This is a genomic window from Glutamicibacter sp. St.4D3 (genome assembly GCF_059728615.1).
This window is the reverse complement of the sequence record NZ_AP039380.1, coordinates 2,176,282-2,195,020: the sequence shown is the minus strand read 5'-3', so window position 1 is coordinate 2,195,020 and position 18,739 is coordinate 2,176,282. Positions and strand designations below refer to the sequence as shown.

Sequence of the window (18,739 nt, the reverse complement as noted above, 5' to 3'; positions counted from 1 at the left end):
CCTTGGCACAATAGGGGCATGCACCTGCCGTCCCCCTCCCCGCCGCCGCTGGACTTCGAAGAGGCCGTCCACCAGCTGGCCGGCCTGGTTCCCGCCGGGCGGATCCTCACCTACAAGGACGTGGCGGAGCTGCTTGGCCGCGCCGGCCCCCGCCAGGTCGGCAAGGCGATGCAGGGCACCGCGCCGGGCACGCCCTGGTGGCGGATCATCCGGGCAGATGGCAACATCACCGCATCCCTGCTGGAGCAGGCGCGCGCCCACTGGGATCAAGAGCGCATGCCCCGGCGCGGGGGCAGAGTGGATGTCGCCCGGGCCCGTTGGCAGCCCAATGACCGGCAGTGGCGCCAAATCCAGGAACTGTCCGCCAGCCTCGACGGGCCGCGGACCTCCAGGGCGGATGAAGAGCGGCCGCGCACCGACCCAGCCTTCGGGCAGCAGGCGGGCCGTGGAACCAAAACGTCGGAGCCGCGTGATGGGATGGAACCATGAGCGAATCGGCAGACACGGCAACGGGCACCCCAGAACTGCTGGATCACCTGGTCACCTCGCGCCGGCCCTCACTGGTCGCCGGCGCCCCGGGAACCGGAAAGTCCACGTTGCTGGTTGAAGTCGCCGTGCAGCGCCTGCGTGCCGGGCTGGACCCGCTCTCCCTGCTGGTGCTGGCCCCCACCCGCAACACCGCCGCCATGTTGCGCAATGAACTTAGCGCACGGGCCGAGCAAACCTTTACCGAACCGGTGGTGCGCACCTGGTCCGCCTACGCCTTCGACCTGATTCGCCGCGCCCGGCTGCAGGGGCTGCTGCCCATGGTGGAGCGGGCCCCGCGCCTGCTCTCCGGGCCGGAACAGGACACCTTGCTCGGGCACTTGCTCGAAGGCCACGAACAGGGGCTGACCCCATCCCCGCCGTGGCCGGAGGAACTGCGCCTGGCGGTGGGCACCCGGGGTTTTCGCAAGGAGGTGCGTGAGTTCTTTGACCGGGTCTCCGAACTCGGCCTGGAACCGGACGACATCGCGCAGCTGGGGGAGCAGGCCGAACGCGGCGAATGGGTGGCCGCGGCCATGTTCTACCAGGAGTACCGGGACCTGCTGGACCTGGGCAGCGCCGAGGCCTTCGACCCGGCCGGGCTGATCACCCGGGCCGCGGAACTGCTGGAAGCCAACCCCGAATTCCTGGCCGCCGAACAGGATCAGCTGCGGCTGGTCCTGGTCGATGACCTGCAGGAGGCCAGCCTTTCCCAACACCGGCTGCTGACCCTGCTGGGGCGTGGCCGAAACCTGGTGGCCTTCGCCGCCCCCGACAATGTGGTGCAGGGGTTCCGCGGCGCCCGCGCCGATGAGCTGGCACAGTTCACCCAGCGCTACTCAACGCCCCGCAACCCGGCTGGCATCTACGAACTGGAAACCAGCTACCGGATGGGCCCCGCCATCGCCCAGGCGTGGAAACGCGTGGTGCGCCGGGTCCCGGTGGCCGCCGGACTGCACGGCCGAACCCTGGAGTTCGGGGAAGATCCCCACCCTGCAACGGTGCAAACGCATCTATTTGAAAACTCCACCCAGGAGGAGCGGTTCCTCGCCCAGCACATCGTGCACCTGAATCTCTACGAACACCGCCCCCTGGCGGAGATGGCGATCGTGGTGCGCACCGGCTCCCAGGTGCGCAATCTCAGCCGCTTCCTGGAAGGCCAGGGAATCGCGGTAACCACCCCTCCGGCGGAAGTGCCGCTGAAGGAGGAGAACGCGGTGCGCCCGCTGCTGGACCTGCTGGCGCTGGCGGTGAACCCCGAAGCCAACGAGGACCCGCTGCGCATGCAGTCGCTGCTGCTCTCCCGCTACGGGATGAGCACCGCGCTGGAAATCCGGCGGCTGCGCCAGCTGCTGCGCCAGAAGGACAGTGCCGGTGGAGGCCGGCGTTCGAGCCAGGAACTGCTCGAAGCCACCTTGCATGAACCGGAGCTGGCCCAGGACCTGGGCCCGGTGGCCCGTGGGCTGGAACGCCTCCTGGGCATGTACCAGCGCCTGCGCGAAGAACTGGCCACCGGCAACGCCACCCCGGAAACCGCCCTGTGGGCGTTGTGGGAGGCCAGCGGCCGGGCCGAGGCCTGGCGTACCGAGGCATTGGGCACCGGACCGGCGGCCCGCCGCGCCGACCACGACCTGGACGCGGTGCTCTCCGTGTTCCAGGCGGCTGAACGCTTCGTTGACCAGCTGCCCGGGGCCAGTGTCGAACAGTTCGTCGAACACATCCTGGAACAGGAGCTGCCCATGGACTCCCTGGCCAGCCGTTCGGCCAGCGACCAGACCGTCACGGTGCTGACCACCGCGGCAGCCGCCGGCCGGCAATGGCCGGTCGTGTTCGTCCCGGGGCTGCAGGAGGGCTCCTGGCCCAACCTGCGGCTGCGCGGTGAACTGCTCGGCTCCAACGCCCTGGCCGAGGCGGTGGAGCACGGGGTCGGTTTCCTTGGCACCCGCACCCCCAGCCGGCTGGTGCGCGAAATCCGCAACGACGAGCTGCGCTCCTTCTCCAACGCGATCTCCCGCGCCAGCCAGTCACTGATCTGCACCGCCGTGGCCAGCGAGGAACAGCAGCCCTCCTCCTTCCTGCAGATCATCGACCCCGCCGCGGACCAGCAGGGCAGCTACACCGCGGTGCCCCGGATCCGGTCCCTGCCCTCCCTGGTCGCCGAGCTGCGCTGCGAGGCCGAAAGCCACATCGCCGCCGCCATGGGCGCCTGGCAGCAGGACTCCTCCCAAACGGTCTCCGCGGTCGCCCAGGATGCGGTGGCGGTCCTGGGCCAGCTCACCGCGGCACAGCCGGCGGTGCGCGGGGCGGCCCCGGCCACCTGGTGGGGATTGGCGCCGCTGAGCACCCAGGCCCCGGTCTTCCCCCAGGACCAGCCCATCCGGGTCTCGCCCTCCAAGGTGGAGGCGGTGCACGCCTCGCCGCTGAACTGGTTCGTGCAGGCCGCAGGCGGGCAAAGCGCCGTGGACTTTGCCGCCTCGCTGGGCACCTTGATCCACTCCATCGCCGAGGAGCACCCCGACGCCGCCGGCAGCGAATACCTGAAGGTGCTCGATGAGCGGTGGCCGGAACTGGAAATGCCGAACAACTGGGAAGGCAGGCGCGACCATGACCGGGCCGAGGAGATGCTGAAGAAGCTGGCCCTGTACTCGCTGCAGATGCGCTCCGAGGGGCGCTCCCTGGTCGCCCGCGAACTGCCGTTCAACGTGCCGGTGCCCCATGAGGGGCGGGAGGTGGAACTGCGCGGGGTCATTGACCGCATCGAGGTGGACGGGCAGGGCCGGCCCTATGTGGTGGATTTGAAGACCGGGGCCCGGATGCCCTCCGCCAAGGACGCGCTAACCCACCCGCAGCTGGGCGTCTACCAGGCCGCCATCACGCTCGGGGCCCTGGACTCCACCCCCGAAACCAGCCACCTGCCGGCCGAACCGGCCGGGGCGACCCTGGTGTTCGTGGGATCCAACACCAAAAAGCCGAGCCTGCGCACCCAGCAGGCCCCCACCGATGACTGGGCGCAGCAGCTGATCATCGAGGCCGCGGCCCTGATGGGCGACGCCGAGTTCGTGACCCGGCACGATGCCTCGCGCGGCGCCGGATTCTCCAGCGGGTGCGCCCTGCCAGACATCTGCCCCTTGTGCAGCGAAGGACGACAGGTGACCGAACCATGAGTGAAATCCGCTTTACCCCCGAAGAGCTCTCCGCCGCCCTGGGCGAACAGTTCCCGCCCACCGAACAGCAAAGCCGGATCATCTGCGCCCCGCTGGAACCGATGCTGGTCATCGCCGGGGCCGGGTCCGGGAAAACCAAGACCATGGCCGACAAGGTTGTCTGGCTGGTGGCCAACGAGCTGGTGCGCCCGGAGGAAGTGCTCGGGGTGACCTTCACCCGCAAGGCCGCCGGGGAACTGTCCGCCCGCATCCGCGCGAAGATCGCCGCCCTGGTGAACACCGGCCTGCTGGATGGGCAGACCACCGAGGACTACCTGGACCCGTCCGTGTCCACCTACCATTCCTACGCGAACACGCTCGTGCAGGACTACGGGCTGCGCCTGGGCATTGAAGAGGACAGCGCCCTGCTGGGGGCCGCCCAATCCTGGGAATTGGCCAGCGAGGTCCTTGAGGCCTACACCGGGGACTACGAACACCTGGGCAGCGCCACCAGCACCCTGATCAACGCGATCGTCAGCTTCTCCTCCGAGGCCTCCGAACACCTGGTGGGCACCGCGCAGGCCGAAGCCTGGCTGCGGGACCTGGAGCAGCGGCTGCGCCGTCTGCCCATGTACCCGGACAAGGACAAGGCGCAGACCGCGGTCGCCGGCAAACTCATCGACAAGATCGCCTCGCGGGCCACCATCGCCGAACTCAGCCAGCGCTACGCCGAGGAGAAGGCGCGGCGCGGGGTCATGGACTACGGGGACCTGGTCGCCCACGCCGCACGCATCGCCGAGCAGATCCCGGCCGCAGCGGTGGCCGAACGCTCCAAGTACAAGGTGGTGCTGCTTGACGAGTTCCAGGACACCTCCCACGCCCAGATGGTGCTCTTCTCCCAGCTCTTCGGCGACGGACACCCGGTCACCGCGGTGGGGGACCCGAACCAGTCCATCTACGGTTTCCGCGGAGCCAGCGCCGGACAGCTCTTCCACTTTCCCAACGAATTTCCCATCGTCGAGCCGGACGGGCAGCGGCGCAACGCCCACGTGCGCCACCTGACGATCGCCTGGCGCAACACGGTCAACGTGCTGCAGGCGGCCAACCTGGTCTCCGGCAGCGGACAGCAGGCTCCCGGCCCGGTGGCCGTCAAACCGCTGGAGGCCTCCGCCCACGCCCAGCCGGGGCGGGTGGTGCTCAACCGCTGTGCGACCGACCGGCAGGAAGCCGAAGCGATCGCCCAAACGATCGAGACAGAAATCCTCCAGCGCCGCTCCGCAGGCCAGGAGACCACCGCTGCGGTGCTCAGCCGCAACCGCGCCCAGCTGGGCCTGATGGCCCAGGTGCTTTCCGAGAAGGAAATCCCGTACCAGCTGGTGGGGCTCTCCGGGCTGTTGAGCACCCCGGAAGTCAACGACCTGGTCTCCTGTCTGCACGTGCTGGTGGACCCGCTGCGCAGCGACAAGCTGATGCGGCTGCTGGCCGGCGCCCGCTGGCGTATCGGCCCGGCGGACCTGATGGCCTTCGCCGACTGGTCCCGTTTCCTGGCCCGGCGCCGTGAACACGCCCTGACCGGAACCCTCGAAGCGCAGCTGCTGGTGCAGGACGCGCAAGAAGATGAGCAAACCCTGGCCCGGGCGGAGGTCAACGACGCCGCGAGCCTGATTGAGGCGCTGGACTTCCTGCCGCCGGCCGGCTGGACCAGCGCCGATGGGCGGACACTGAGTGAGACCGGGTACCTGCGGCTGAGCAGCCTGCGTGATGAACTGCGCCGGCTGCGGCTGCTGGCAAACGACGACCTCGAGGCCCTTGTCAGGGAAATTGAGCGCGCCATGAACCTGGACATCGAGGTCGCGGCCCGGCCCTGGGTGGAGCCAGGGCAGCGGCGGGCCAACCTGGACGCTTTTGCCGATGTCATCAAGGACTACTGCCGCCACGCGCCGCAGGCGGACCTGACCGGGTTCCTGTACTGGCTGGAGCAGGCGGCCGACAAGGAGAAGGGGCTGCCGCTGCCGGCCCAGGACGCCGACCCAAACAGCGTGCAGCTGCTGACCATCCATGCCTCCAAGGGACTGGAATGGGACATCGTGGCGGTGATGTCCATGAACGAGGGCGTGTTCCCGGACCGCACCTCGGACCGCTGGACCAGCGGGGACGCGGCCCTGCCCTGGCCGCTGCGCGGTGACCGCCGTGACCTGCCGCAGTGGGACACCGACCAGGCCTCCTTTTTTGAGCTGCTCGAAGCCGAGAAGCAATTCGCCGCCGACGTGGCAGAGCACAATGAACAGGAAGAACGCCGTCTGGCCTATGTGGCGCTGACCCGCGCTAAATCGCTGCTGATCTGCAGCTGCAGCGTCTGGTACGGGACCCGCACCAAACCCTCAAGCCCATCTATCTTCATAGAGCAGCTGCTGCCGCTGGCCGAGGGCCCTACCCCTGGGGCCGAGATCGGGGTGTGGGTGCAGGACGAGCAGGCGCCCGAAGCCAACCCAACCCGCTCGCAACCGGTTGAGGCGCGCTGGCCCTACGACCCTTTGCAGGGGCCGGAGGTCACCGGGGGCAACCCACGCACCGTCTACCCGTACTCGCGCCGCGAAGTCCTGCAGACCATGGCCGAGGGGGTGCTGGGGGCGGCCCAAACCCCGCAGGAGGCGGTGATGCAGACCGAGCAGGGCCAGGCCTGGGCGGAGGAGGCTACGCGGCTGCTCGCCCAACGCCAGTTCGCGGCCCAGCAGGAGCACGGTGTGCACAAGCCCGAACACGTGCGGGCCTCCCTGTTTGTGGAATTGGCCGAGAACCCGCAGGAGGTGCTGGAGAACCTGCGCCGCCCGGTGCCGCGGCGCCCCGGCATGGCGGCACGACGCGGTACCGCGTTCCACGCCTGGCTGGAGGAATACTACGAACAGACCCAGATGCTGGACCTGGGGGAGATCCTGGAACCGGCCGACGCGCTGATCGACGACACCCTGGACCTGGAGGGGATGAAGCAGGCGTTCCGGCAAAGCGAATGGGCCGAACGCCAACCGGTGCACGTGGAAGTGCCCCTGGAAACCCGCATCGGGGATATTGCGGTGCGCGGCCGGATCGATGCGGTGTTCCGCACCGCTGAGGGGCATTGGCTGCTGGTGGACTGGAAGACCGGGAACGTGCCCAGCGGCAAGTCATTGAAGGACAAACTGGTGCAGCTGGCCGTGTACCGGTTGGGCTGGTCGCGCCTGCACGGGATTCCGCTGGAGGAAATCCAGGCCGCCTTCTACTATGTGGGGGCCGGGATCACCATCCACGCCCAGCAGCTGCAATCCGAAGCGGAGCTGGAACAGATGATCGGCGCCGCGTTCGAGCAGCTGGACGAACCAACCCGGCAGGGCTGAACCAAGCAGCGTTCAACCAGGCAGGGGTAACGCAACGGGCCCCGGCCGCAGCAGCATCCAAGGGTGCCGCCGCGGCCGAGGCCCGTGCGCCATGACCTATTTCGTCGAATCCTGCTCCGGTGCCGGGGGCTGCTTGGCCGCGGTGGAGCCGGTGTGGGTTCCGCCGGTTTCGGGGGCCACAGTTTCCTGCTGGTCCGCCTCCCGGCCCGTTTCGGTCTCATCCTTGGCTGCCTCATCCTTGGCTGCCTCATCTTTGGCTGCCTCATCGGCCCCGGCCGGCTGGGCCTGCGCACGCTCGGGCAGCTTGGAGACCCGTTGGGAGGAATCCGGCGCGCTGGCGGTGTTTGAATCCTCGCCGTGCGCGGTGCTGCCCTGCTCGTTGGTCGGGTCCTGCTCCTGCTGCGGCTTGCCGAACACGGAGCTGACCGGTCGCGGCTCCTCAACCACGGACAGCGGCTGGCCGCCGTACTCGGCGATGTTCTCATCCAGCTCGTGCAGCATCTGCTCGGCGTCGGCGATGCGTTCATCGTCCTTCGAATCCAGGGACTTCACCAGCCACTGGGCCAGGGCGAACTCGGCGTTCAGCGCCGCGCGGCGCATGATGTGCGGGTCGGCCTTGTCGGCGCGGGCCTGCATGTATGCGGCAAACACCTTGTCGCCGAACTCGTGATCCTCCACCGCCGAAAGCCAGGCGAAGTCCTCGGCCGGGTCGCCCACGTGCAGGTCGGTCCACCCCTTCACGGCGGTGATGCGGCTGCCCAGCACCTGCAGCTGCTCCTCATCGAAGGAGCCGTGGACCACCGCGGCATTAAACCGCCACAGCGACACGTCTTCCATCGCGTGCTCCCAACGGCGCAGCAGCCGGCTGGGCACCTTGCCGGTGGCGGCGGCGGTGTCCAGTTCGTTGAGCTTGCGCTGGCGCACCTCGTCGGCCGTGTAGGTGGGCAGCCCGGCGACCTCCACCGATTCATCCGGGATCTTGTGGATCGCGGCCATCGTGTTGCCCAGCTCCCGGGCCAGCGGTTCACCCAGCTGCACCAGGTCCTCCAGCATCACCCCGTGTCCGGGCAGGTCCTTGTAGACGAAGGTGCGCAGCGGTCCCTGGCGGACGGTGCCGGCTATCGCCGGCAGCGCGAAGGGCAGCGCGGCGCGGACCTTGGCCGAAAAAGCGCGCAGCGCCGACAGCTCGGCCTCCAAGCGCATGCTGGCCTCATCGTGTTTGGGCGAACGCACCCGCCAACGGTTTTTCTTGTCGTCGATGAGCAGCGCCGAATCAAAATCTTCGGGGTCATCGGACAACGCAGCATAGCCAACCGGGCAGAGACCGGGCACTGCTGCGGTGGCAATTGCGGCGAGTTCCATGGCAGAGCGTTTCACATGTTCCACCGTAAACTACCGGCACAGTGCTGATGGCCAAAGACTCACGGTATGTCACCGCAAATCGGTGGGCCCCGTGTGGCCCTGGGGGAAGCAGGGTGGGGTCGCCCACACTCCGGGGCCCGCGGCCACCCGTATTTTGACAGCACGCCTAAAGTTGTAGATATGGCGCTTGCAGAGAAATACCACCTGCCCCTGGAGGACCTGAGCTTCGCGGAGGCCCGGTTCGAACGGCAGATTATCGAATATGATGAACCGGATCTGCTGCAACAGGTTCTGCAACGTGAGAGCACCCTGGTCATGAGCATGGTCGAGGGCAGGGCCCTGGCCGATGCCGGCGGGCTGGCGCTGGTGCCTGGCCCATCCTCCACCCTGCCCGAGGGCGGGGAGTACATCTACCTGGGGCGCGCGGCGCAGCACGACTACGTGGTGGCCCTGCTGCCGCAGCAGATGGCCCCGGCCCACCACGAGCTGCTGGACCTGCGCACCGCGTTCACCCAACTGCGGCCCGAACACCAGCACCTGATGCTAATCGCCCAGGCGATCACCAACTGGCGGCGCAGCTACAACTTCTGCCCCGAATGCGGTTCCCCCGTGCACCCCACCACGGCCGGGTGGGTGCTTAAATGCGTGAAGAACGGGCATGAGCTCTTTCCCCGCACCGACCCGGCGGTGATCGTGGCCATCATCGATGACCAGGACCGGATCCTGCTCGGGGCCAACGCCCGCTGGAACACGACCGTGTACTCGGTGCTGGCCGGCTTCGTTGAGGCCGGGGAATCCTGCGAATCGGCGGTGCGGCGCGAGGTCTTCGAGGAATCCGGGGTGCGCGTTGATGAATGCCACTACCGCGGCTCCCAGCCCTGGCCGCTGCCGCGCTCGCTGATGCTTGGCTATACGGCGCACGCCCAAACCACCGACCTGGTGCCCGACGGACTGGAAATCCTGGACCTGCGCTGGTTCTCCCGGGCGGAACTGGGCCGGGAACTGGCCGCCGGCAGCATCCAGATCCCGCGCGGGGTCTCCATTGCCCACGCCCTGATCCGCGACTGGTACGGCCAGCCCCTGCCGGAGGCGGGCGCCCGATGAGCGAGCAGTCCAGCGTGAGCCCGGATCTGCTGGCGGGCCTGGACGCCGAGCAGCGCCGTGCGGCCGAAAGCCTGACCGGACCGCTGTGCATCCTGGCCGGGGCGGGCACCGGCAAGACCCGGGCAATCACCCACCGCATCGCCCACGGGGTCTATACCGGGGTGTACCAGCCCAACACCGTGCTGGCCCTGACCTTCACCACCCGTGCCGCAGCGGAGATGCGCACCCGGCTGCGCCACCTGGGCGCCAACGGGGTGCAGACCCGCACCTTCCATGCTGCGGCGCTGCGCCAGCTGCAGTACTTCTGGCCGCAATCCATTGGCGGCACCCTGCCGAACCTGATTGAGCACAAGGCGCCGTTGGTGGCCGAAAGCGCGCGCCGGTTGCGCATTTCCAGCGACCGGGCGATGGTGCGCGACCTGGCCTCCGAAATTGAGTGGGCGAAGGTCTCGATGCATTCGGTGGAAACCTACGCCAAGGTGGTCGAGGGCCGGGAGCTGCCCAACGGGCTGGAGCCGGTGACGATGGTGCGCATCTTCCAGACCTATGAGGAGCTGAAGGACGACCGCCAGGTCATCGACTTTGAAGACGTCCTGATGCTCACCGCCGCCATCCTGGAGGACGATGAGAAGGTCGCGGCCAGCGTGCGTGCCCAGTACCGGCACTTCGTGGTGGATGAGTACCAGGACGTTTCCCCGCTGCAGCAGCGCCTGCTGGATTTGTGGCTGGGGGAGCGGCGGGACATCTGCGTGGTGGGAGACGCTTCCCAGACCATCTACTCGTTCACCGGGGCGACCTCCGACTACCTGCTGAAGTTCCGCCAACGCTACCCGGAGGCTGACGTGGTCAAGCTGGTGCGCGACTACCGTTCCACCCCCGAAGTGGTGGCCCTGGCCAACAAGATCCTGGCCACGCGCCGCATTGAAACCTCCGTGCCGGACCGCACGGTCACCTGGCCTGAACCCCTGGAGCTGATCGCCCAGCGCGAGCACGGCCCGGAGCCGGAGTTCTTCGAGGCCAGTGATGACGCGCACGAGGCGGAGGAAGTCGCCCAGCGGATCAAGGCACTGCTGGGCAACGGCCAGGACGTCAGTGAAATCGCCATCCTGTACCGCACCAACGGCCAGTCCGAGGCCTTCGAACAGGCCCTGACCGCACACTCCATCCCGTACGTGATGCGCGGCGCCGAACGCTTCTTCTCCCGCACCGAGGTCAAGGAGGGGATGCTCGCGCTGCGCGCGGCCCTGCACGTGGAATCGGAGATCCCGGCACCCCAGATGGTGCGCGACGTGCTTTCCTCCCACGGCTACGCCCCCCAGCCGCCGGCGGCCGGCGGGGCCCAACGCCAACGCTGGGAATCGCTCTCGGCGCTGGTGCGTCTGGCCGACGACATGGCCGCCGCCCGCGAACAGGGAGGCGAGCAGATTACCCTGCGGGAGATCATCACCGAACTTGAGGAGCGCGCCGCCACCCAGCACGCGCCCACGCTGAACGGGGTCACCCTGGCCTCCTTCCATGCGGCCAAGGGCCTGGAATGGGATGTGGTCTTCTTGGCCGGGCTCAGTGACGGGCTGGTGCCGATCACCTATGCCAAGGACCAGGCCGGCTACGACGAGGAACGGCGACTGCTGTACGTGGGGATCACCAGGGCCCGGCTGCAGCTGTTCCTCTCCTGGTCGTTGGCCCGCACACCAGGAGGACGCGCCCACCGCCAGCCCTCACGCTTCCTGGACGGGATCCGCGCCGTGCCGCATTCCTCGGCCCGCCAGCCAAGCCGGCGGCGCAAGGAACAGAAACTGACGCCGGCCGTGTGCCGGGAATGCGGCTCGTTCCTCAGCAACGCCCGTGAACGCAAGCTGCGCCGGTGCTCGGACTGTCCGGCCGCCTACGACGAGCAGCTCTTTGAGACACTGCGCGGCTGGCGCAGTGAGGTGTCCCAGGCGAACTCGGTTCCCGCGTTCGTGGTGTTCACCGATTCAACGCTGATGGCCATTGCTGAGGACAAACCCGGTACGCTACAGGAGCTGGGCCGGATTTCCGGGGTGGGCAAATCCAAACTTGAACGCTACGGGCAGGCCGTGCTGGACCTGGTGAACCAGGGCTGAGAGCCGCCGGCCCGTACCGTGATGCGGTAACGCGCTGCGGGGCGCGGGGCCAGCCGGTCTATCCCCAACCGGTGACCCGCATCGCCCGGGGCGGTGAGTGCGGGCCTAGGGTGGGGATTCCACGTCCGGCAGCCCGGGCACGAACTTCTAGAATCGGAGGCTTGGCATGCCAGCGCATCCCACCACAGTGGATTTCTATGCCGAGGATGACATCCCGGTACGCATCGTGCGTTCCACCAAACGACGCAAGACCGTCTCCTCCCAGTGGAAGGATGACCGCTTTGTCGTCTCGGTCCCGGCGGCATTGACCGAATCGGCCGAACGCACCTTTGTCGAGGAGATGCTCAAGAAGTTCCGTCAGCGCAAGCGCACCACCGACTGGGCGCTAAGTGATGAGGCGTTGATGCAGCGGGCCATAGCCCTGGACCGGCACTACACCGGGGGTTTGGCCGCACCGGTCTCGGTGCGCTGGGTCAGCAACCAGACCAAGCGCTGGGGTTCGGCGACCGTGTACGAGCGCCGCATCCGGCTCTCCACGCGCCTGCAGTACATGCCGCAATGGGTTCAGGACTATGTGCTGGTGCACGAACTGTGCCACCTGGTGGAACCGGCGGACGGGCACGGCCCGCGCTTCAACGAGCTGCTGAACCGTTTCGAGCGGCGGCGCGAAGCCGACGAATACCTCAAGGCCTTTAGCGCCGGCTACCGGGCCCACGCCCGGGAGATGGGGCGCCCGGATGATCAGCTCGAGGACCTGGATGAGGGTGGGGACCTGGAGCACCGCTAAGCGCTCCGCCGGCGCTCGCCGTCCTTCCGGGGCTGCATCCCTTGAGAAACGGGCCGGGCCCCGACGACCACGGTCGTCGGGGCCCAGCCCGTGATCGAATGAGGCGGTCTGGCTACGGCTTCGGCTCCTGCGGGCCGTCAGGGTCTTCTGGATCCTGCGGATCATCGGTGGCCTCAAAACCGCCGTCGAGCAGCTTGCCCAGCTGGGCGTCAAAGTCCTCGAACTCCGACGCCGCGGTCTCCCGGCGGCTGGTGAAGCTGGCCGGATCATCAAGATCCTCGGCGGTGGGCATCAGGTCCGGGTGACCCCAGACCGCGTCACGGCCCTCGGTACCGCGTTCGGCATCCAGGTGCTCCCACAGGGCGGTGGCCTCGCGCAGGCGGCGGGGACGCAGCTCCAGGCCCACCAGGGAGGCGAACGTGTTCTCCGCCGGCCCGCCCGAGGCACGGCGGCGACGGAAGGTTTCTCGCAGGTGCTCGGAGAACGGCAGGTTCTTCGCGGCCAGGGAGACCACATGGTCCACCCAGCCCTCGATGAGCGCCAGGGTCAGTTCCAGGTTCTTCAGCGCCCGTTCCTGCGCCTCGGTGCGCTGCGGGGTGAACAGGCCCTCGCCGAGCATCTGCTGCAGGGACTCCGGGTTTGACGGGTCGACATCGCGCACCGCCTCTTCGATGCGGGACATGTCGATGTGGATGCCCCGAGCGTAGCTTTCCACCGCGCCGATCAGCTTCGAGGACAGCCACGGGACCCGCTGGAACAGGCGCACATGGGCGGCCTCACGCAGCACCACGTACAGCAGGATTTCCTGCTCCGGGATCTCCAGCCCCTCGCCAAAGGCCTGCACGTTGGTGGCCACCAGCCCCGGGGTATTCCCCGCCAGGGGCAGACCAATGTCCGTGCCGCCCAACACGTCCTTGGCCAGGGTGCCCAGCGCGGTGCCCAGCTGGGCACCGAACATGCTGCCGCCCAGGTTGCGGAAGATCTGGTCGGAATTGCCCAGCATGCCCTTGATCTGTTCGGGCAGCTGCTCCTGCATCGAGGAGGTGATCGCCTTGATCACCGATTCGGCGATCGGCTCGGTCAGCTGCTTCCAGGTGCCCAGGGTCTTGTCGAACCACTTGCGGCGGGTCCACGCCTCCAGCGGCATGCCGGTGCCTTCAAAGACGGTCGCGTTATCCAGCCACATGCCGGCCAGGTGGGAGGCGTCGGCGATGGCGCTGCGCCGCGATTCGCTCACGGCCGGGTCTTCGCTGGCGTAGGCCTGCAGCGCGGTGTCCGAAGCCAGCTTCCAATTCACCGAGCCCTCGGCGGGATTGGACTGCATCATCGCCGACATGAAGGCCTGGGCCTGTTGCATCATCTGCTGCATTGCCGCGGGATTGTTCGCCTGGTCGCCCAGCGCGGCCCGCAACTGCGGTGGAAGATTGTTGGGATCGAATCCACCACCGAAGAGTTGTCCAAACATCGCAGCAAAAGGATCCTGTGGGTCATTCTCGTCGTCCGACCCGTGCGGTCGATTATTTGGTGGGTTCTGTGCCATGTAATAAAAGTACCCGTTCGAGCTGAGCGTTGACATAGATCCACGCACCAGTTCGCTTTCGGCACACCGAATATACCTCTGTGTGCGGATGAAGTTCCCTGGGCTTATTCAGTAGGCTAGGAGTGGTCGTTTGTCCCCAAATGGCCGAGCCACAACTTTTATGTCCGCGGCGGGAGCGACTTACGTGCAAGAGATGGAACCACTGCCAGGAGCTGACCCAGCCCAAACGCGGGAATCCGCAACCACCAGCTCCCCTCGGCCGCGCGGCACCATCGCCGGAACCATTGCGCTGCTGCTGGTGGCGGTGATTTCCTTCCTGCCCACCAACTTTGTGGTCGAATCACCGGGTCCGGTGGTCAACACGCTGGGCGAGCTGGACGGACATCAGCTGTTGAGCATCAAGGACGCCCAGACCTTTGAGACCGAAAGCCAGTTGGACATGACCACGGTCTACGTCCAGGGTGGCGGGCAGCACCGGGTGACCGTCCCGGTGATCCTGGAGGCGTTGGTGAATCCCACCAAGGACGTGGTGCAGGAAGAGACCGTGCTGCCGCGCGGGGTGACCAGCGATGAGCTGAGCCAGCAGAACGATTCGCTGATGGCCTCCAGCCAGGAGCTGTCGGTGGCCGCGGCCCTGAATGAACTGCAGATCCCCTTCACAACCACCCTGCAGGTGGTGGGCTTCGGCGATCCGCTCAACCAGGGCGCCCTGCGTGAGGGGGACGAACTGGAGAAGATCAACGGTGAACCCATCAAGGACCTGGCCCAGCTGAAGCAGGCCCTGACCCGCCAGGGGACAAAGCCGTCCACACTGACCGTCAAGCGTGAGGGCCAATCGGTGGACGAAGAGGTGAGCACCGCCGCGGCCGAGGACGGGACCCGGCAAATTGGCGTGTTCCTGAAGCCGGAATACACCTTCCCCATGGACGTGAACTTCGGGGTGGAGGACATCGGGGGACCCAGCGCCGGGATGATGTTCGCCCTGGCCATCATCGACCAGCTCACCGAAGGCTCCCTGGCCGGGGACACCCACGTGGCCGGCACCGGGGCGATCACCGATGACGGCAAGGTCGAACCCATTGGCGGGATCGCGCAGAAGATGGCCGCCGCCCAGCGCGCCGGCGCCGAGGTGTTCCTGGCCCCGGCCGATAACTGCCCCGACGTGCAGGACCGGGTCCCCAAGGACCTGGACGTGGTGAAGGTGTCCACCCTGGCCGAGGCCCGCCAGGCCCTGAGCCGCATCGCCTCGGGAACCGACCCGCAGCAGCTGCCCACCTGCACCTTGAAGTGAGCCCCGCGGCGGGTTCCGCTAGCCAAACCCCCGCAGACCAGATACCAATGTAAGTAAATACACGCGTCTCGGCACGAACTTTGCTCACCGGGACCTTGAGTGTGAGGAAAAAATAGTGTCATTCGGACCTGACAGTCCATTCGGAGGGCCCCCGCGGGGATCCGATGAACCCAAGCGCCCACCGAACCCGCCGAATCGGAAAACCTCGCCGCTGACGTTGACGATTTTCGCGGTGGGTATCCTCGTCGCGCTGTTCGTCTTCTTCTCGAACTTCTACGCCGACATCCTCTGGTTCAACCAGCTGGGATACTCGGAGGTGTATTGGACCGAGAAGATCGCCAAGGTGGTCATCTTCATCGTTGCCGCCGCCCTCATGGCCGTGCCGATGTGGCTGTCCATGCGCAGCGCCTACAAGCACCGCCCGGTGTACGCGCCCAGCTCAAACCGCCCGGACATGATGTCCCGCTACCAGGCGCAGCTGGAGCCGATCCGCCGCTTCTTGATGATCGGCATCCCCGTGGTGATCGGTGTGTTCTCCGGAATCGCGGTGGCCGGCCAGTGGCAGACCATCCTGCTGTTCATGAACCAGCAGGAGTTCGGCACCACCGACCCGCAGTTCAACCTGGACATCAGCTTCTTCGTGTTCACCCTGCCGTTCATCGGACTGATCAACGGGTTCCTGATTTCGGTGGTCCTGCTCGGCGGGGTGGCCGGGCTGCTGACCCACTACCTCTACGGCGGGATCCGCATCGAGGAACGCGGGGGAGTGACCATCGGCAAGGCCGCCCGGGTGCACACCGCCGTCGTCGTGGCCGTCTTCCTGGTGCTGCAGGGCGTGAACTACTGGATTGGCCAGTACGAGACGCTCACCGACCAGTCCGGCCGCGTGGCCGGTGCCCTGTACAAGGACGTGCACGCGGTCATCCCGGCGCGGATGATCCTGGCGATCATCGCCGTGCTGATTGCCATCACCTTCATCATTGCCGCCTTCACCGGGCGTTGGCGCCTGCCGCTGATCGGCACCGCGATGCTGGTGGTGACCATGATCGTGGCCGGGGGCATCTACCCGTTCCTGGTCCAGGAATACCAGGTGCAGCCTTCGCAGAAGTCCCTGGAACGCGAATACATTGACCGCAACATCAAGATGACGCGGGAGGCCTATGGCCTGCAGGATGTGGAGGTGACCCCGTATGAGGCGAAGGTGACCGCCGAATCCGGTGCGCTGGCCGCCGAGAAGGCGACCACCACCAACATCCGCCTGTTGGATCCGAACCTGGTTTCCGCGGCGTTCGCCCAGCTGCAGCAGTTCCGCAGCTACTACGCGTTCCCCACGAACCTGAACGTTGATCGCTACGAGATCGACGGCAAGACCGAGGACACGGTCATCGCCGCCCGTGAGATCACCGTGGACCCGAACGATTCGTGGATCAACCAGCACATCACCTACACCCACGGCTACGGCCTGGTGGCAGCCTACGGCAACCGCGTGGCCGCCGGCGGACGCCCGGACTTCATGCTCGGGGGCGTGCCGACCAGCGGTGAGCTGGCCAGCGATGAAAGCTACGAACCGCGGATCTACTTTGGTGAGCGGTCCCCGGACTACTCGATTGTCGGTGGCCCGGAGGACTGGCAGCCGCGTGAACTGGACCGCCCCAGCACCGGCTCCGAGGGTGAGGACGTGCGCTACACCTTCGAGGGCGACGGCGGGCCGAACATCGGCAACTTCTTCAACCGCCTGGTGTACTCGCTGAAGTTCGCGTCCACCGACCTGCTGCTCTCGGATGCGGTGAACGCCGAATCCCAGATCATCTACGACCGCAACCCGCGCGAACGCGTGAGCAAGGTCGCCCCGTACCTGACCCTGGATTCGAACGCCTACCCGGCGATCATCGACGGTCGGGTGAAGTGGATCGTGGATGGCTACACCACCTCCAACGCCTACCCGTACTCGCAGCAGCAGCAGCTGGAATCGGCGGTGACCGATTCGTTGACCAACGCCTCGGAATTCGACCGGCTCTCGGGCCGGGTGAACTACATCCGCAACTCGGTCAAGGCCACCGTGGACGCCTATGACGGTTCGGTGGACCTGTACGCCTGGGATGACCAGGAGCCGATGCTCAAGGCCTGGCAGCAGATTTTCCCGACCTCGGTCAAGCCGATGTCGGAGATGTCCGGCGAACTGATCGAGCACGTGCGCTACCCGGAGGACATGTTCAAGGTGCAGCGTGAGGTGCTGACCACCTATCACGTGACCAACCCGGACACGTTCTACGAGGCCAACGACGCCTGGGCCGTGCCCAGCGATCCGACGGCCAGTAGCGGGGACGTGAAGCAGCCTCCGTACTACATGTCGTTGAAGATGCCGACCCAGGACGATGCGACGTTCTCGTTGACCACCACGTTCATCCCGGCCGCTTCGCGCAACGGGCAGCAGCGCAACGTGCTGTTCGGTTTCCTCTCCGCCAACGCTGACGCCGGCGGGGAAGCGGGCGTGAAGAACGAGGACTACGGCAAGCTGCGGCTGCTGGAGCTGCCGCGCGACACCGCGGTCCCCGGCCCCGGCCAGGCACAGCAGAACTTCGACACGAACACCCGGGTCACCACCCAGCTGAACCTGCTGCGTCAGGGTGCCTCCGAGGTCAAGGGCGGCAACCTGCTCTCGCTGCCGGTGGGCGGCGGTGTGCTCTACGTGCAGCCGGTCTACGTGCAGTCTTCGGGCCAGACCAGCTTCCCAACCCTGCGCAAGGTCCTGGTGGCCTTCGGTGACGAGGTCGGGTTCGCTGACACCCTGGGCGAAGCCCTGGATGAGATCTTCGGAGGCGACTCCGGAGCGGTGACCCAGGAGCATGATGGCGCCGACCCGGGCGACTCGCCGGATGATGAGCAGCCCAAGGCCCCGGAGCAGACCGACTCGGAGAAGCTGACCCAGGCGCTGAAGGACGCGAACGAAGCCATCAAGCGCGGCCAGCAGGCCCTGTCCGATGGTGACTTCGGTGCTTATGGCGAAGCCCAGAAGGCCTTGGAGGACGCCCTGAGCCGGGCGCTGGAGGCCGATGGGACCGAGGCCCCGGCCCCGGAGGAAAGCGGCGCTCCGACCGAGCAGCCGCAGGACGGGAACTAGTCCCGGCCAGCCCCAGGCAGCCCGATTTGCATTCCGCTCCGCGATGATGAAGAATAGTCTAGTCATCGCGGGGTGGAGCAGTTCGGTAGCTCGCCGGGCTCATAACCCGGAGGTCGAAGGTTCAAATCCTTCCCCCGCCACATAAGACAAAAAGGTGGAAACAATTCGTTTCCACCTTTTTGCATGTCCGGACGATTTGATGCCCTCCAACCCGGGCCGTGTCGCAAGGGGCGCAGGAATGGCCCGGTGGCCCTAAAGCTTCCCAACGCCGGACGGCGGTAGGCGCTATGGCCGCTTCAGGGCTCACCGCGCGGTCCGGATGAGACGTTGTGTCCAGCAAGGCCTGCCGGCTCATTTACGGGATCGCAAGGGGCGTGCACGACTTCGGGG

Annotated in this window: 10 protein-coding genes and 1 tRNA gene; 9 read left to right on the top strand and 2 right to left on the bottom strand. The window is 67.0% G+C overall.

Annotation, left to right across the window (positions count from 1 at the left end):
• Positions 1–18 precede the first annotated feature (18 nt).
• The 3 genes from AC6I21_RS10030 to AC6I21_RS10020 are packed head-to-tail and all read left to right on the top strand — an operon-like array spanning position 19 to position 7,039.
• Positions 19–489 carry an MGMT family protein gene (locus AC6I21_RS10030; protein WP_138926508.1) on the top strand — a complete coding sequence of 157 codons (471 nt, stop codon included), beginning with the start codon at positions 19–21 and terminating at the stop codon, positions 487–489.
• Complete coding sequence (locus AC6I21_RS10025) at positions 486–3,689, top strand: ATP-dependent helicase (RefSeq protein ID WP_497762319.1); 3,204 nt, start codon at positions 486–488, stop codon at positions 3,687–3,689. Before AC6I21_RS10030 ends, AC6I21_RS10025 begins: the two co-directional genes overlap by 4 nt.
• Positions 3,686–7,039 carry an ATP-dependent helicase gene (locus tag AC6I21_RS10020; RefSeq protein WP_497762318.1) on the top strand — a complete coding sequence of 1,118 codons (3,354 nt, stop codon included), beginning with the start codon at positions 3,686–3,688 and terminating at the stop codon, positions 7,037–7,039. The genes AC6I21_RS10025 and AC6I21_RS10020 overlap by 4 nt, the downstream gene beginning before the upstream one ends.
• 96 nt (positions 7,040–7,135) lie before the next feature.
• Here AC6I21_RS10020 and AC6I21_RS10015 read toward each other — a convergent pair whose 3' ends face one another.
• Positions 7,136–8,401, bottom strand: a complete 1,266-nt coding sequence (locus tag AC6I21_RS10015; RefSeq protein WP_497762317.1) for a phosphotransferase — start codon at positions 8,399–8,401, stop codon at positions 7,136–7,138.
• Positions 8,402–8,581: 180 nt separating this feature from the next.
• Here AC6I21_RS10015 and nudC point away from each other — a divergent pair, with 180 nt between their 5' ends.
• From nudC to AC6I21_RS10000, 3 genes are all read left to right on the top strand, one after another.
• Positions 8,582–9,505 (top strand): NAD(+) diphosphatase, encoded by a 924-nt coding sequence (gene nudC, locus AC6I21_RS10010; RefSeq protein WP_497762316.1) that lies wholly within the window; start codon positions 8,582–8,584, stop codon positions 9,503–9,505.
• A complete protein-coding gene (locus AC6I21_RS10005; protein ID WP_446754260.1) occupies positions 9,502–11,610 on the top strand; it encodes an ATP-dependent DNA helicase UvrD2 in 2,109 nt (702 codons plus the stop codon). Before nudC ends, AC6I21_RS10005 begins: the two co-directional genes overlap by 4 nt.
• Positions 11,611–11,776: 166 nt before the next feature.
• Positions 11,777–12,397 (top strand): M48 family metallopeptidase, encoded by a 621-nt coding sequence (locus tag AC6I21_RS10000; RefSeq protein ID WP_446754259.1) that lies wholly within the window; start codon positions 11,777–11,779, stop codon positions 12,395–12,397.
• Between the two features lie 112 nt (positions 12,398–12,509).
• Here AC6I21_RS10000 and AC6I21_RS09995 read toward each other — a convergent pair whose 3' ends face one another.
• Positions 12,510–13,862, bottom strand: a complete 1,353-nt coding sequence (locus tag AC6I21_RS09995) for a zinc-dependent metalloprotease (protein ID WP_446754258.1) — start codon at positions 13,860–13,862, stop codon at positions 12,510–12,512.
• A gap of 268 nt (positions 13,863–14,130) precedes the next feature.
• On the opposite strand from AC6I21_RS09995, the gene AC6I21_RS09990 reads away from it, so the two are divergent.
• The 3 genes from AC6I21_RS09990 (at position 14,131) to AC6I21_RS09980 (ending at position 18,489) form a co-directional block, all read left to right on the top strand.
• The gene (locus AC6I21_RS09990; protein ID WP_346921828.1) at positions 14,131–15,228 is read left to right on the top strand and encodes a YlbL family protein; all 1,098 of its coding nucleotides are present in this window, start codon (positions 14,131–14,133) and stop codon (positions 15,226–15,228) included.
• A 115-nt stretch (positions 15,229–15,343) separates the two neighbouring features.
• A complete protein-coding gene (locus tag AC6I21_RS09985) occupies positions 15,344–18,349 on the top strand; it encodes a UPF0182 family membrane protein (protein ID WP_446754257.1) in 3,006 nt (1,001 codons plus the stop codon).
• A gap of 66 nt (positions 18,350–18,415) precedes the next feature.
• Positions 18,416–18,489, top strand: a tRNA-Met gene (locus AC6I21_RS09980).
• The last annotated feature ends 250 nt before the right edge of the window (positions 18,490–18,739 follow it).